Annotated in this window: 15 protein-coding genes; 9 read left to right on the top strand and 6 right to left on the bottom strand. The window is 68.1% G+C overall.

Translation table 11 applies throughout. The features are described 5' to 3' along the window. Window positions 1–33 precede the first annotated feature (33 nt). Complete coding sequence (locus tag ACZ5YA_RS07460) at window positions 34–987, bottom strand: GlxA family transcriptional regulator (protein ID WP_464092284.1); 954 nt, start codon at window positions 985–987, stop codon at window positions 34–36. Between the two features lie 136 nt (window positions 988–1,123). Between ACZ5YA_RS07460 and ACZ5YA_RS07455 the strand changes: the two genes are divergently transcribed. The 5 genes from ACZ5YA_RS07455 to ACZ5YA_RS07435 all read left to right on the top strand — a co-directional run bounded on the left by ACZ5YA_RS07455 (window position 1,124) and on the right by ACZ5YA_RS07435 (window position 4,768). Further along, entirely contained in the window at window positions 1,124–1,924 is an 801-nt protein-coding gene (locus tag ACZ5YA_RS07455) for an SDR family NAD(P)-dependent oxidoreductase (protein WP_464092283.1), read from the top strand. A 24-nt stretch (window positions 1,925–1,948) separates the two neighbouring features. After that, on the top strand, window positions 1,949–3,082 hold the full coding sequence (locus ACZ5YA_RS07450; protein ID WP_280016224.1) for a thiolase family protein: 1,134 nt from the start codon (window positions 1,949–1,951) through the stop codon (window positions 3,080–3,082). A 221-nt stretch (window positions 3,083–3,303) separates the two neighbouring features. Beyond that, window positions 3,304–3,717, top strand: coding sequence for a PaaI family thioesterase (locus ACZ5YA_RS07445; protein ID WP_059373177.1), 414 nt, complete (start codon window positions 3,304–3,306; stop codon window positions 3,715–3,717). 249 nt (window positions 3,718–3,966) lie between these two features. Next, the gene (locus ACZ5YA_RS07440) at window positions 3,967–4,242 is read left to right on the top strand and encodes a hypothetical protein (RefSeq protein WP_251879733.1); all 276 of its coding nucleotides are present in this window, start codon (window positions 3,967–3,969) and stop codon (window positions 4,240–4,242) included. Between the two features lie 4 nt (window positions 4,243–4,246). Next, window positions 4,247–4,768 (top strand): helix-turn-helix transcriptional regulator, encoded by a 522-nt coding sequence (locus tag ACZ5YA_RS07435; RefSeq protein WP_059373175.1) that lies wholly within the window; start codon window positions 4,247–4,249, stop codon window positions 4,766–4,768. A 12-nt stretch (window positions 4,769–4,780) separates the two neighbouring features. Here ACZ5YA_RS07435 and ACZ5YA_RS07430 read toward each other — a convergent pair whose 3' ends face one another. Further along, on the bottom strand, window positions 4,781–5,695 hold the full coding sequence (locus ACZ5YA_RS07430) for a LysR family transcriptional regulator (RefSeq protein ID WP_464092282.1): 915 nt from the start codon (window positions 5,693–5,695) through the stop codon (window positions 4,781–4,783). A 143-nt stretch (window positions 5,696–5,838) separates the two neighbouring features. Here ACZ5YA_RS07430 and ACZ5YA_RS07425 point away from each other — a divergent pair, with 143 nt between their 5' ends. From ACZ5YA_RS07425 to ACZ5YA_RS07415, 3 genes are all read left to right on the top strand, one after another. Then, window positions 5,839–6,810: a Bug family tripartite tricarboxylate transporter substrate binding protein gene (locus ACZ5YA_RS07425; RefSeq protein WP_118932178.1), complete on the top strand. Its 972-nt coding sequence runs from the start codon at window positions 5,839–5,841 to the stop codon at window positions 6,808–6,810. Between the two features lie 7 nt (window positions 6,811–6,817). Beyond that, the gene (locus tag ACZ5YA_RS07420; RefSeq protein ID WP_118932179.1) at window positions 6,818–7,945 is read left to right on the top strand and encodes an alpha-hydroxy acid oxidase; all 1,128 of its coding nucleotides are present in this window, start codon (window positions 6,818–6,820) and stop codon (window positions 7,943–7,945) included. A gap of 162 nt (window positions 7,946–8,107) precedes the next feature. After that, window positions 8,108–9,721: an ATP-binding cassette domain-containing protein gene (locus ACZ5YA_RS07415; RefSeq protein WP_464092281.1), complete on the top strand. Its 1,614-nt coding sequence runs from the start codon at window positions 8,108–8,110 to the stop codon at window positions 9,719–9,721. On the opposite strand, the gene ACZ5YA_RS07410 is transcribed toward ACZ5YA_RS07415, so the two are convergent. Beyond that, window positions 9,714–10,169: an N-acetyltransferase family protein gene (locus ACZ5YA_RS07410; RefSeq protein ID WP_464092280.1), complete on the bottom strand. Its 456-nt coding sequence runs from the start codon at window positions 10,167–10,169 to the stop codon at window positions 9,714–9,716. The two genes, ACZ5YA_RS07415 and ACZ5YA_RS07410, sit on opposite strands and share 8 nt — an antisense overlap. 107 nt (window positions 10,170–10,276) lie before the next feature. Between ACZ5YA_RS07410 and ACZ5YA_RS07405 the strand changes: the two genes are divergently transcribed. Beyond that, a complete protein-coding gene (locus ACZ5YA_RS07405; RefSeq protein ID WP_306637217.1) occupies window positions 10,277–11,551 on the top strand; it encodes a hypothetical protein in 1,275 nt (424 codons plus the stop codon). Between the two features lies 1 nt (window position 11,552). Here the strand turns inward: ACZ5YA_RS07405 and ACZ5YA_RS07400 are convergent, their stop codons facing one another. The 3 genes from ACZ5YA_RS07400 to ACZ5YA_RS07390 are packed head-to-tail and all read right to left on the bottom strand — an operon-like array spanning window position 11,553 to window position 13,290. Then, a complete protein-coding gene (locus tag ACZ5YA_RS07400) occupies window positions 11,553–12,119 on the bottom strand; it encodes a hypothetical protein (RefSeq protein WP_059373162.1) in 567 nt (188 codons plus the stop codon). Next, window positions 12,116–12,697, bottom strand: coding sequence for a hypothetical protein (locus ACZ5YA_RS07395; RefSeq protein ID WP_280016218.1), 582 nt, complete (start codon window positions 12,695–12,697; stop codon window positions 12,116–12,118). The genes ACZ5YA_RS07400 and ACZ5YA_RS07395 overlap by 4 nt, the downstream gene beginning before the upstream one ends. After that, window positions 12,694–13,290 (bottom strand): hypothetical protein, encoded by a 597-nt coding sequence (locus tag ACZ5YA_RS07390; protein ID WP_251879741.1) that lies wholly within the window; start codon window positions 13,288–13,290, stop codon window positions 12,694–12,696. Before ACZ5YA_RS07390 ends, ACZ5YA_RS07395 begins: the two co-directional genes overlap by 4 nt. Window positions 13,291–13,374 lie beyond the last annotated feature (84 nt).

The following is a 13,374-nucleotide window of genomic DNA, read 5'->3' as shown; positions in this document are numbered from 1 at the left end:
CGCAGGCCGGGGCCGCGGCGTATCCGGCGCCGATCAGGGGCCGGGAGGGCTGGTGCGCGCATCGCGCCGCACCGCCTGCGGTGGCATGCCGAAGCCGCGCAGAAAAGCCTCGCGCAAGTGGCGGCGGTCGCGAAAACCGGTTTCCCTGGCCACCACTTCCAGCGGATGCCGGCTGCTTTCTATCATCAGCCGGGCGGCTTCCAGTCGCAGCCCCTCGATGGCCTTGGCGGGCGACTGGCCGGTTTCGGCCGTGAATACACGGCTGAACTGGCGCGGGCTCAGGCTGGCGGCCTGGGCCAGATCCTCCACGCTCAGCGGCTGGGCGAGGTTGCGCCGGGCATGTTCCAGCGCCTGCTGGATGCGGTCGGACTTGGGCGCGAGCCTGAGCATTTCCGAATGCTGCGACTGTCCGCCCGAGCGGCGCTGATGCATCACCAGCCGGTGCGCCACCGCGCGCGCGAGTTCCGCGCCCAGGTCTTTCTCCACCAGCGCCAAGGCCAGGTCCATTTCCGCCGTCATGCCGGCGGAGGTCCAGACCGCCCCGTCGGCGACGTAGATGCGGTCGGCCTCGACCTGCGCGCGGGGGTGGCGCTGCTGCAAGGCGTCGGCCCAGTACCAGTGCGTGGTGGCGCGCCGGTCGTCCAGCAAGCCCGCTTCGGCCAGCAAGAATGCGCCGGTGCACAGGCCGGCGACGCGGCGCGAGCGTGGCGCGAGTTTCTCCAGCAGCCGGGGGAGTTCGGGCGAGACGGGCCTGGACAGGGGCGAAAGCACGCCGGCCACCAGCCAGGTGTCGGCCTGGCTGCGGGCGGTGAGCGGACGGGCCTGCACCGTCAGGCCCGCCGAGGCGCGCACCGCGCCGTCCAGGGCGTAGCTTTCCACGGCGTAGAAGGGCTCGCGCGCCACCGCGTTGGCGAGTTCGAATACGGCCTGCGTGCCCAGGCCGATGATTTGGAAGCCTTCGGGAAGTATGTAACCGATGCGGTGCATGGGGGCGTCCTGGCGGGTTCTGGCCCCGCATATGTCCAGCGTTGATGTCCTTATTTACGACTATATACGTCATTTACGCCATGCGCTGCAAGCCGCAACATGGCTCCCATCGCAACCCCTCTTTGTGAGTCCCAACATGGCACAAACCCAACCCGGCACCGCCCTCGTCACGGGCGCATCCAGCGGCATCGGCGCGCTGTACGCGGAAAAATTGGCGCAGCAGGGCTACGACCTGATCCTGGTCGCCCGCAACCGCGAGCGTTTGAACACGCTGGCCAGCGACATCAGCACCCGCAGCGGCCGCGCGGTGGAGGTATTGGCGGCGGACCTGGGCGACCGCGCGTCGCTGGCCCGCGTCGAAGACCAGCTGCGCCAGGACGCCAGCATTGCCTTGCTGGTGAACAACGCCGGCATCGGCACGCATACGCCGCTGCTGCAAAGCGACGTGGAGCAGATGACGCGCATGGTCGATCTGAACGTCACCGCGCCGATGCGGCTGACCTATGCGGCGGTGCCGGGCTTCGTCGCGCGAGGCCGGGGCGCCATCATCAATATCGCTTCCATCGTGGCGCTTGCGCCCGAAGTCCTGAACGGCGTCTATGGCGGCAGCAAGGCGTTCGTGCTGGCGTTCAGCCAGTCGCTGCAACACGAGCTGGCCGGGACCGGCGTGCAGGTGCAGGCGGTGTTGCCCGGCGCCACGGCCACGGACTTCTGGGCCATCGGCGGGCGGCCGGTGGAAACATTGGACCAGCGCATCGTGATGCGCGCCGAAGACCTGGTCGATGCCGCCTTGCTGGGCTTCGCGCGCGGCGAGAAGGTCTCCATCCCCTCGCTGCACGCTGGCGAGGAATGGGACGCCTACGAAGCCGCGCGCCTGGCCATGGCGGGGCACCTGTCCAGCAGTACCGTTGCGCAGCGCTACGCGGCCGCGGTCTGAGCCTGCTCCTGGGAAGCTGAAACCATGAAAGCAGTCATAGCCGCTTATGCGCGCTCGCCTTTCCACTTTGCCCGCAAGGGCCGGTTGGCCGGCTTGCGGCCCGATACCTTGGCCGCGCAGGTGGTACAGGGCCTGCTGCGGCGCACGGACCTGGATCCGGCGTTGCTGGAGGACGTGATACTGGGCTGCGCCTATCCGGAAGCCGCGCAAGGCAACAATCTGGCGCGCATCGTCGGCCTGCTGGCCGGCCTGCCCCTGGAGGTGGGCGGCATGACCGTGAACCGCTTCTGCGGTTCGTCGATGCAGGCGGTGCACATCGCGGCGGCGCAGATCGAGGCCGGCATGGGCGAGGCCTTTCTTTGCGTGGGGGTGGAGTCGATGACGATGGTGCCGCAGGGCGGCTTCAACTTTTCGCCCAACCCCGAGCTGCAGGCGTCCAGCGACGCCTACCTCTCCATGGGCGAGACGGCGGAGAACGTGGCGCAGCGTTGGAACGTCAGCCGAGCCGACCAGGAACTGCTGGCGCTGCAATCCCACCGCAAGGCCGCCGCGGCGCGCGAGCAGGGCTTGCTGGCGGCCGAGATCGTGCCCATCCGCTTGCCGGACGGCGAGGTGGTCGATGCCGACGGCTGCATCCGTCCGGGTACCACGCTGGACGCATTGGCGGGACTCAAGCCCGCGTTCCGCGCCGATGGCGTGGTCACGGCGGGCACCTCGTCGCCGCTGACCGACGGCGCGGCGGCGGTGCTGGTTGCCAGCGACGGCTTCGCGGCGCGTCACGGCCTGGAGGCGCTGGCGCGCATCCGCAGTTTCGCGACCGTGGGCGTGGACCCGGCCGTCATGGGCATAGGTCCGATACCTGCCACGCGCAAGGCGCTGGCGCGCGCGGGGCTTGCGGCGGCCGACCTGGACGTGGTGGAGATAAATGAGGCGTTCTCGTCGCAGGCCCTGGCCTGCGTCCGTGAGCTGGGCCTGGACATGGCCCGCGTCAACATCGACGGAGGCGGCCTGGCCATCGGTCATCCTTTGGGCGCCACGGGCGCGCGCATCACCGGCAAGGCTGCGGCGTTGCTGGCGCGCAGCCAAGGGCGCTATGCGCTGGCCACGCAATGCATAGGCGGCGGCCAGGGCATCGCCACGGTGCTGGAACGGCCCTGAACCCGATCGACAGCCGGACCTCATCGAACCATGCGCACGCATGCCTCCATTTCCCTTGGCCGCGATGCGGCCTTTGCCTTAACGGGGGCCTTGGCCCGAGCGCGTGGCAGTTGGGCTTGTTCTTCGCGTGCATGGCGCTCGGATGCGCCGCGCTGATGGCGGGCAAGCGCCGGCGGTAGTACCTTCCTGATTCTCGACAACCTGTACAGAGGACACATTCAATGCTGCGCTCCCCCGAAACCATAGAAAGTCTCTTCGAACGCCAGCGCGGCACGCTGCCGGACACCTTCGGCGTGCGGCCGCTGTCCATCGAGGAAGGACGCATGTCCATGGAAATGACGGTGGCGCCGTGGATGATGGCGCCCAATGGTTATCTGCACGCAGCCTCGCAGGTGATGCTGGCCGATACCTGCGCCGGCTACGCCACCCTGGCGCATCTGCCCGCAGGGGCCAAGGGCTTCACCACGCTGGAGCTGAAATCGAACTTCCTGGGCACCGCGCGGGAAGGCGTGCTGACCGTCGAGGCGGTGGCGGAACACATGGGCCGCACCACCCAGATCTGGTCGGCGACCGTGGTCGACGCAAGCGGCCGCAAGCTGTCGCTGTTCCGTTGTTCGCAGATCATCCTCTGGTGAGCGCGCGGCCCGAAGATGGGCCGCAATGGTAGAACCCGCAAGCCATTCCAGTCCTTTCGTCCGTTTCTCAGACGGATTCAGCCTTGGTTCCCGCGAGTGCCCTCGATAAGCTGCAACGTCGGCTTTCAGGGCCGGCGGCCACGGAGGACGCTGTCCATCCACGACATCCGGCGCTGTTGGCATCCCTGAAGCTGTGGTCTGGTTGTCCATTGACAACCTGTTTGAATGTCTTCATACTGGATACCAATGATGGCTCGTCCGTCCCATCCCAAGAAAGAGGTAGAGGCAGCGCTGCGCCTTGCCGAAGAATGCGGCTGGCGCGTGGAAGTTGGCGGCAGCCATGCCTGGGGGCGGATCTATTGCCCCAGCAATCTGGCGGACTGCCGTTGTGGCGAATTCTGCATCACCAGCATCTGGAGCACCCCGAAGAACCCCGGCAATCATGCGCGCGCCTTGCGGCGCGTCGTAAACAACTGTAGTGCGCACCGCCGGTTGCCCGAAGCAGACGGCGGCGCATGGGAGTAGTGCGATGGAATACACCTTTACCTTGAAGTACCAGCTTGCGGACGTCGATCACGACATCGATGCGCTGGTCGAACGCCTGGGTGCGGCCGGTTGCGACGATGCCCTGGTTGGCACCGGGCTGCCGGGGCGCATTGCGCTAGCGTTCACCCGCGAATCTGAAAGCGCGGAAGCCGCGGTGCGCTCGGCCCTTGGAGACGTCAGGCGCGCGGTTCCAACCGCGAAGCTGATCGAGGCCGCGCCCGATCTGGTGGGCTTGACCGATGTGGCCGAGATCGTCGGGGTTTCCCGCCAGAACATGCGCAAGCTGATGCTGGCGTATCCGGACAGCTTTCCGCTGCCGGTCCACGAGGGCAGCACCTCGATCTGGCACCTGGCGGACGTGCTGGCGTGGTTGCAGGCCAAGGGCGGCTATCCGCAGGTCGAGCAGGTCATGGACGTGGCCCGCGTGGCCTTGCAGGTCAACGCCGCAAAGGAAGGGCAGCGCGTTTCGCGTGCTGCCTCCAAGGAACTGGAAACGCTGGTGTGACGAGCGTTGCGGCTACGTTGGCGCGCCTGCCCGCGCCAGCCTCCTGATTTCCTCCAGGAAGCGCAGGGCCGGCCCCGGCAGTATGCCTACACGCCGATGGTAGGCTGAAAATCTGCGCTCATGGTCCAGTCCGTCCACCCGCAGTTCATGGATCAGGCCGGCCTTGAGTTCGGCGCCGTACATGGGTCGTGTCAGCCAACTCACGAAGCCGGAGTACGCGACCAGGCTCTTGATCAGCGGAATCGACGTGCTGGAAACCGCGATGGTCGGCGCGGGCAGGCCCCGGGCCTTGAACAGCGACATGAGCCGGTTGTGCGGCTCTGTGCGTTGCGGCACGAAGCACCAGCGCTCTTCCAGCAAGGCCTCCATGCTCACCGCCGCGTCGCCTTGTCGCGGGTGGCCGGCGCCGACGACGACGTTCATGCTTTCTTGCCATGCGCAGTTGCGCGCAGACACGATGCTGCTGGTCTCGGGCGCTTCCGGGGCGATTACCAGGTCGACCTGATAGCTGTCCAGCGCCGTAGCCAATTCGTCCCAGATCCCCTCGACCACATCGATGGCGATGCCAGGCCACTTAGCCAGGAACGCCTCCAGCGCCTTGGGGATGAAGAGGGCGGACGCGCCCGCGGTGACGCCCAGGCGCAGCGCGCCTGTCGCCAGGCCGCGCATGCGGTTCATTTCATCGCGAGCGATCTTTTCTTCGCGGCATAGCAGTTGCGCGTGCGGCGCCAGGGCCTTGCCGTATGCCGTCAGGCGCATGCCGCCGGAATGCCGCTCGAACAGCGGTTCGCCGACAGCCGCTTCAAGACGCTTGACGATGCGGCTGAGAGCGGGTTGCGTCAGGTTCATTTTGTCCGCTGCCTTGCCGAGTGAGCCTTCGTCCAGCACCGCAAGGAACGCGCGCAATTCATTGAGGTTGTATGCCATACCGAAATGTAATGACTTATGCGCTAAATAACAATTTTCAGGAATGAGGAGCGGCCTCACACTCTCTCCATCCAATACGGCCTGTCCCGCGGTCGGCAACTGAGCAGGGACATGCGCGGCATACACACATGGAGAGTAGCGGCATGCAGAAACGTTTGTTCCTGAAAGCGCTGTTTGTACTGGCGGCCGGCTCGGGCGCGGCGGCCTGTTGGGCCCAGGCCAGCGACAAGCCCATTGAATGGGTCCATCCCTATCCCGTGGGCGGGGGCTCCGACGCCATTGCGCGCAAGCTGGCCGAAAGCGTGGGCGCGCAGATGGGGCGCAGTTTCTTCGTCAGCAACAAGCCGGGCGGGGCCACCAACATCGCCGCGGCCTATGTGGCCAATACCCGCGCCAATGGCAACATCGTCTTCACGGGCGACTTCGCCACCCTGGCGGCCAATCCGCATCTGTTCGCCAGCCTGCCTTACGACAGCGCCCGGGACTTCGTCTCGGTCGGCCTGTATGCCCGCTATCCGATACTGCTGGTGGTCTCCAGCAAGGTGCCGGCCAGCAACCTGGACGAGTTCCTGCAATGGGCGCGCGCCAATCCGGACAGCGCCAATTTCGCCAGTTCCGGCGTGGGCTCTCCCCAGCACCTGGCCGCCGAACTGTTCCGCGAGCGCACCGGCTTGAAAATGACGCACGTCGCTTACCGCGGCGGCGCGCCGGCGGTAACGGACTTGATGGCAGGCGCGGTGTCCTTCGCCTTGATGGACGCTTCCACGGTGGTGCCTCAGATGAAGACGGGCAGGCTCAAGGTGCTGGGCGTGGCCAGCCCGCAGCGGATGAAGAATTTCCCGGACATCCCCACGCTGCATGAACAGGGCTTGAAGGATTTTGAGGCGTTCGCGTGGCAGGGCATGCTGGTTCCCGCCGGCACCCCCCGCGCCACCGTGGACGCGTTGAACCAGGGGCTGGCGGCGGCGCTGAAGACGCAGGCGGTCATCGATTTCTACGCCAACATCGCGGTCGAACCCTGGTTCAGTTCGCCGGACCAGATGGCAAGCTTCGTGGCGGGCGAGAACAGCCGCTGGGGCAAGATCATCCGCGAACGCGGCATCACCCTGCAGTAGGTGCGGCGTGCTGTTGACGATGGAGGATTACCGAAACCGGGCCAGCAAGGTGCTGCCCCGTTTCGTGTTCGAGTTCGTGGACGGGGGCGCGGAGCACGAAACCTGCCTGCGGGCCAACCGGGAAGACTTCGAGCGGATCCGGCTGACGCCGCGGGTGCTCAGGGATACCCGAGAAGTCGACGCTTCGGTTGAGGTGTACGGATCGGTCTGGCGGCAACCGTTTGCGCTGGCGCCCACCGGCCTGAATGGCGTGATCCGCCCCGGCGGCGACGGCATGCTGGCGCGGGCGGCGGCGGAAATGGGCGTGCCGTTTGTCCAGTCCACCGCCTCGAACCAGCGGGCCGAGGACGTGCGCGCCATCGCTGGCGGCGGCGAACAATGGCTGCAGCTATATGTAATGCAGGACCGCCGGCTGGCCGAACAGCTCGTGCGGCGGGCGCGCGCGGCGGACTACCGTGCGCTGGTCCTGACGGCTGACGTGCCGGTGGGCGGCAGGCGCTGGCGCGATGTGCGCAACGGCTTTTCCATGCCGTTCCGGATCACGCCTCGGATCGCCTGGGACGTGGCGCGGCGGCCCGGGTGGGCGCTGCGCATGCTGCGCGGTGGCCCGCCGCGCTTCGTGAACCTGGCTGCACACGCCGACGAATCCCTGTCCATGGAAGTGCAGGCATCCCTGCTTGCGCGCAGCATGGACCGTTCATTGACCTGGGACAGCCTGCGCTGGCTGCGCAGCCTGTGGGATGGCCCCTTGCTGTTGAAAGGCGTGCTGCATCGCGAGGATGCCGTCCTGGCGGCGCGGCATGGCGTGGACGGCCTCATCGTGTCCAACCACGGCGGCCGCCAACTGGATGCCGCGCCTTCGTCGATCAGCGTGCTGCCCGGGATCGTCGACGCGGTCGCCGACCGCATCCCGGTATTCCTGGACAGCGGCGTGCGCAGCGGCGCGGACATCGTGCGTGCCCAGTCTCTGGGCGCGCGCGCCGTATTCATCGGGCGGCCCGCGCTGTATGGCCTGGCTTGCGGCGGCGCGCAGGGTGTGGCCGATGTGATGCGTTTGCTGGCGGAAGACTACGAGCGCACCATGATCCTGTCGGGACGGACTGGCGCTTGTGGCGCGCGGCGGGAGCAGGCATAGCCTTACCTTTGCGCCCGCGCCGCCGTCGCTCTTACAATGCCGCATTCATCACCTCACCAGGAGTCATTCGCCATGCGCCACTGATGCCGCCGTCTTCGCGACGGCCAGTCTCCACCCACCCCCAAAGAGCAGGGGGAGTTCTTGGCATCCTTGGAATTGCACATGACGAATCCCTATATCGCGCTGGAAGGCGTGTCTTATGTTCTGCCGGACGGCAGAACATTATTCTCCGGTCTCGACGAACAGTTCGACCTGCGGCCTGCCGGGCTGGTGGGCCGCAATGGCGTGGGCAAGAGCGTGCTGGCCCGCATTCTTGCCGGACAACTGCCGCCGGCCCACGGCCGCTGCCTGCGTTCGGGCAGCGTGCATTACCTGGCCCAGCAGGCGGCGCCTGGCGCGGCGGAAACCGTGGCCGGCCTGGCGGGCATGCAGGCCACGCTGGCTGCGCTGGGACGCATCGAAGCGGGCAGCGCCGCCGCCGAGGACTTCGACATCGTGGGCGAGCGCTGGGATGCGCGCCTTGCGTTGCAGCAGGAACTGGAACGCTGCGGCCTGGGCCACCTGGATGCCGCGACGCCGGCCGCCGCGCTCAGCGGCGGCGAGACCATGCGTGTCGCCCTGATCGGCGCCTTGCTGTCGGACGCCGACTTCCTGATCCTGGACGAACCCACCAACCACCTGGACAGGCCGAACCGGCTGGCCCTGGCCGAACAGCTGCGACGCTGGCCGCGCGGTTTGCTGGTGATCAGCCACGACCGGCAATTGCTGGAGGCGATGCAACGCATCGTGGAATTGTCGCCGCTTGGGTTGCGCGGGTATGGCGGCGGCTACAGCTTTTATGCGCAGCGCAAGGAAGAGGAACGGGGCCGCGCGCTGTCGCTGCTGGAGCAGCGCAAGCATGAGCGCCAACGCGAAGAACAGGCCCTGCGCGAACAGCGCGAACGCCAGGAGCGCCGCCAGGCGCGCGGCAACCGGCAGGCGCGCGACGCCAATCAGGCCAAGATCCTGCTGGGCCGGCAGAAGGCGCGCAGCGAAACCTCCGCCGGCAAGCTGCGTCGCCAGCATGAGGCCGCCAGCGAGCAGCTTGCCTTGCGCGTGCGCGAGGCGGCTGGGCAGATCGACGAGCAGGACGCCATCGTGTTGCATGCGCCGCCAGCCGCAATGCCAGCGCAGCGGCGCGTCGCCGAGCTGGACGCGGTGGAGCTGCCGTTCGTCCCGGCCGCCACGCGCCGCATCGACCTTGCGCTGAGCGGGCGGCAGCGCGTGGGCGTGGTCGGTCCGAACGGTTGCGGCAAGTCGACCTTGCTCAAGGTGCTGGCGGGGCAGCTGCAGGCATCGGGCGGAACCTGCCGAGTCGCGGCAAAGGCCGTGTATCTGGATCAACGATTAGCCATGCTGGCACCGCAGCAGTCCGTGCTGGCGCAGCTGCAAGCGGCCAATCGCGGCGCGACGCAAGCCGACTTGCGCACGCGCCTGGCCCAGCTGGGGCTGGACGCGCGCAAGATCGCGGCGCCCAGCGGCGAACTCAGTGGAGGAGAGCGCCTGAAGGCCGCGCTGGCCTGCGCGCTGTACGCGGACCCGCCCGCGCAGCTGCTGTTGCTGGATGAACCCAGCAATCACCTGGATCTGCCGTCGATGCAGGCATTGGAGGCGATGCTGCGCGCCTACCGGGGCGCCCTGGTCGTGGTGTCCCATGACGACGCGTTCATGGACAGCCTGGACCTGACGCACCGGCTGGCCGCGGGCAGCGGCGGCTGGCGCCTGGAAACTATCTGATCGACAGTTCCAGGATGTCGTCGCCGGCGTCATCGCGTTCTCCGGTGGGTGTCCAACCCAGGTGGCGGTAGAAGCCATGGGAGCGCACGGCGGGATCGCTGGCGCAGGCGAGGAACAGGCGTTCGTGTCCCAGGCTTGCCAGATGCTGGACCATCAACCGCAGCAGCGCCTTGCCTGCGCCCTGGTTTTCGCTTTCGGGCAGCAGGGCCAGCACCACGATTTCACCGGTCTCGCGGTCGCCGAAGCAGTAGCCCGTCACACGGCCGTCCGCACAGGCGACGAAGCCACGCAGATCGCCCGCGCGTACGCCGGCGGCCCAGTTGTCCTCGGTGATGCCTAGCGCGCGCAGTTGCTCCACGGAAAATGCGTTCTCTCTGGTCAGGCCTCGGATCGTCACGCAGGCAGGGACGTCGTCGGCGGTGGCGGGGCGGAATGTCAATGTGCTCATGTCCGCATATTGACACCCTGTGCGCAATCGTGGCGAGCGGTAACACTCCGCGCGTCCCGGCGGCATTAACATCGTCCGCTTCAATCCGCGCACTGCAGGGTGTAGGCATGCTCGAGTCCGTACTCGCGCCATGGGCGCTCACCGGCCGGCTGTGGCTGCGGTTCTGGCCGCAATTGATGGCGCTGGTGCTGGCAGGCACGCTGGCCCGCGATGTGCTGCTGTGGGTGGCGGCGCAGACCGGCTTCGCCAACCATCTCGCCGGCCTGGCCGTGCTTACGCTGGTGGCGCTGGCTCAGTTGGTGACCACCGTCGCGATGTTTCTCGTGCTGCTGCCGGGGCTGCCGGCCTTGCGCGGCGCGCAGGAAGCGGCGCGCGCCGGGCAGGCGGAGACGGGCGGGAGCAGAGGGCGGCTGGGGCAGGCTTTGACGGTGGCCTTGCTGCCGTTCTTCGCCTACTACGCGGCCTGGGGCTTTCTGGGCGACATCGTGCGGCAATACTCGCGCCTGGCCTACGGGCTGGATCCGCTGGGCGAGCACGGCAACGTGCTGGACGCGCTGGATTCCCGCTGGCTGCTGGTCTCGGTGGCGATTTCGTGGCTGGTGCGCAAGGCGGCGGTGACGGCGCGCGACCGCACGGGCAAGGGCCGCTGGCAATGGCTGGTGGTGCTATGCGAAACCAACTGGGTGCTGATCGGCTTGTACGTCATCAGCCGCTGGAAGGACCAGGCGTGGCAGTGGCTGGCCGACCGGCGCGGCCTGGAGGCGTTGCTGCAGTCCCTGATGAACATGCTGACGCCCGTCACGAATGCCTGGGCGGCGGGCATGACGCCCGTGGAGGCGCAAGGGCCCGGCCTGGGCACGGCGCTGATCAGCCTGTTCTTCTATGCCTTGTTGCCGGTGATATGGCTGGTGATGGCCGCGTTGGTCTATGGCTATGACGTGCGCGACGATGCCGATCTCAGGCGCTATCAACGGCTGCAACGGCTGGGCGACCGCTACCGCGCCGTGCCGCGTTTTCTGCGCGATTTCATCGAGCATTTCGTGGCCGGCTACCGCAAGCGTTATCTGCCGCTGGCCAGCGGCGTGCGGTTGGCCTTTCACAGCAGCGCGCTGCTGCTGGTCACGCTCATCGTGGGCTACCGCCTGATCGACTGGGGCGCCGCGTGGCTGTGGTACGGCGCGGCGCGCCTGATCGGTCCGAACGACCTGGATACCTGGCAGGTGCTGGCGCATGGCGTTTCGCTGCTGTTCGGCAGTCCGTTCCGCGATTCTTCCACGGGCCTGCTGATCGAGCCCCTGCGCATCTGCTTTCTTGCCGCCGTGCTGGAATGCGCTTACGCGCCCTGGAAGATGCGCAGCGCGGCGCCCGCGCCCGCGGCATGAGTCAGCCGGCAGGATCCGGCGGCGCGAAGCGCAGGTAGGCGGGCCGCTCGGCATCGATGGACACGGTGATCGACCAGGGCGCGGCTGCGTCGGCGGGCACCATGAAGGCTTCCATGATTTCGACGCTGGCGCCGGGGGCGGCGCCGCTGTGGGCCGCGGCCACGCAGCCGCGCGCGGTGCCGCGCGGCAGGCGCAAGGCCGGGGCGATGGCGGGCAGCCAGGTGCGCCCCTGCGCATCATGCAGCGCAATGCGGCAGCCGCGCCAGCGCGTGGGCAGATCGGCAGATTGCACCTGCACGGAGAAGGCGGCCAGCGCGGCGCGCGAGCCGGGCTGCCAGCCCCTGCCGGCCGGCGGCTCCAGCACCGCGAATTGCCGCAACTGCCATTGCGCGCCGCCTAGCGGCGCCTGCGCGCCAGCCGCTATCTCGCGCGGCCGCAGTTCGCGGCCCTCGAGCCAGCGTGCCACGCTGTCGCGGGCGCTCCAGTACAGCGTCAGGGCCAGCAAGATGGGCAGCAACCAGAGGCTGCGGCGGCGCCAGCGGCGTTCGCTCGCGGCCGCATCATTCATGGGGCGGCCTCCTGTTCGAGATCGTAGCTGGTGGCGCTGACGGGCCGGCCGGAGGCGTCCAGCGGGATGTCGTCCAGCGCAATGCGCACCTGCGAATCCAGGCGCGGGTCATAGCGCGCGGACAGCAGCAGCGTGGCGTTGCGCGCCTGATCGGGCCGGATCTCGAACACCAGCCGCACGGTGCGCGGCAGGCCCGGTTCCACTGCGTGGGGCGGCTGGTTGCGCGCGAGCACGAGACGGTCCGTGTGGCGGTAGGCCAGGCCGTCGGGTCCGAGCCAGGCGGCTTCGCCGACAGTGGCCGACGTGTCCCGGGCCGCCAGGCGCAGCCAGACGATGGCCCATACGCCGCCCGTCGTGCGCGTCTGCGTAGCGCTCAGGCTGCGGTAGTGCAATTGCTGCGCGAACTGCACGCGCTCCACGGTGACGTCGAACTGCCTGGCGCTCACCGTCTGTCCCATTGCGCCGCTTGCCGTGATGGGTCCGGTCAGCGCCATGTAGCGGGGCGTGCTGCGCTGCATGGCGTACAGGGCCAGCGCGGCGGCCAGCACCAGCAGCAGCGTGCCCAGCCGCGCGCTCATGGCGCTGACTCCGGTGCGCCGTCCGGGGCTATCGGCAACTCGATCCGGCCCACGTTCGCGGGATTGAACCAGCCCGGCGCGCCGTACAAATTGTCGACGGGCTTGTAGATCTTGCTCTGCAGGGCAAGCGCGGTGCGCACGGGCGCCGCGGCCGCGGGCGGCAGCATCCAGACGAAGGCCATGCGCTCGGGCAGGCCGGGCTGCAGATAAGGCATTTGCTGCGAGTCGCGCAGGCCGACCACCATGGGCTTGCCGGCAGCCGCTCCCAGCGGCGCATTCCAGCGCAGCAGTCCGAGATAGTCGGCGCTCGATTCGGCCGTGCGGTTGGTGAGGTCGGCCTCGACCACCAGCGCGGTGGCACCTGGCTTGACCGGCACGCCGTAGACCTTGGGGGTGGACGCGGTCCAGGCGCGGCGCGGCACCACCTGCCACTGGCCTGTCTGGATCGAGACATCTGGGCCATATACCGGTTCGGACGCGCGGTTGAGCTTGCCGTAGGCGCCGTAAATCGCGACGCTGGCCGCGGCGAGCAGAGAGCCTATGCCTGCCAGGCTGGCGGCGATACGGGCTCTGAGCGAGTGCAGTACGCGCATCCGGACTCCAGGCGCGCAGATGGCGCGCATCGGGAATCCCAGATCGTAGGCGCGCTGCTCCTGGCGGGTTCTGTCCTTATGTTT

This window comes from Achromobacter sp. JCM 18799 (genome assembly GCF_055395645.1).
This window is presented reverse-complemented; position numbering and strand designations above follow the sequence as displayed.

What these genes read in the sequence shown, in the direction of transcription:
- ACZ5YA_RS07445 (WP_059373177.1), top strand. Translation starts at nt 3,304, where the DNA reads ATGCTGCGCTCCCCCGAAACCATAGAAAGTCTCTTCGAACGCCAGCGC.
- ACZ5YA_RS07425 (WP_118932178.1), top strand. Translation starts at nt 5,839, where the DNA reads ATGCAGAAACGTTTGTTCCTGAAAGCGCTGTTTGTACTGGCGGCCGGC.
- ACZ5YA_RS07435 (WP_059373175.1), top strand. Translation starts at nt 4,247, where the DNA reads ATGGAATACACCTTTACCTTGAAGTACCAGCTTGCGGACGTCGATCAC.
- ACZ5YA_RS07400 (WP_059373162.1), bottom strand. Translation starts at nt 12,119, where the DNA reads ATGAATGATGCGGCCGCGAGCGAACGCCGCTGGCGCCGCCGCAGCCTC.
- ACZ5YA_RS07460 (WP_464092284.1), bottom strand. Translation starts at nt 987, where the DNA reads ATGCACCGCATCGGTTACATACTTCCCGAAGGCTTCCAAATCATCGGC.
- ACZ5YA_RS07390 (WP_251879741.1), bottom strand. Translation starts at nt 13,290, where the DNA reads ATGCGCGTACTGCACTCGCTCAGAGCCCGTATCGCCGCCAGCCTGGCA.
- ACZ5YA_RS07450 (WP_280016224.1), top strand. Translation starts at nt 1,949, where the DNA reads ATGAAAGCAGTCATAGCCGCTTATGCGCGCTCGCCTTTCCACTTTGCC.
- ACZ5YA_RS07455 (WP_464092283.1), top strand. Translation starts at nt 1,124, where the DNA reads ATGGCACAAACCCAACCCGGCACCGCCCTCGTCACGGGCGCATCCAGC.
- ACZ5YA_RS07405 (WP_306637217.1), top strand. Translation starts at nt 10,277, where the DNA reads ATGCTCGAGTCCGTACTCGCGCCATGGGCGCTCACCGGCCGGCTGTGG.
- ACZ5YA_RS07430 (WP_464092282.1), bottom strand. Translation starts at nt 5,695, where the DNA reads ATGGCATACAACCTCAATGAATTGCGCGCGTTCCTTGCGGTGCTGGAC.
- ACZ5YA_RS07395 (WP_280016218.1), bottom strand. Translation starts at nt 12,697, where the DNA reads ATGAGCGCGCGGCTGGGCACGCTGCTGCTGGTGCTGGCCGCCGCGCTG.
- ACZ5YA_RS07410 (WP_464092280.1), bottom strand. Translation starts at nt 10,169, where the DNA reads ATGAGCACATTGACATTCCGCCCCGCCACCGCCGACGACGTCCCTGCC.
- ACZ5YA_RS07415 (WP_464092281.1), top strand. Translation starts at nt 8,108, where the DNA reads ATGACGAATCCCTATATCGCGCTGGAAGGCGTGTCTTATGTTCTGCCG.
- ACZ5YA_RS07440 (WP_251879733.1), top strand. Translation starts at nt 3,967, where the DNA reads ATGGCTCGTCCGTCCCATCCCAAGAAAGAGGTAGAGGCAGCGCTGCGC.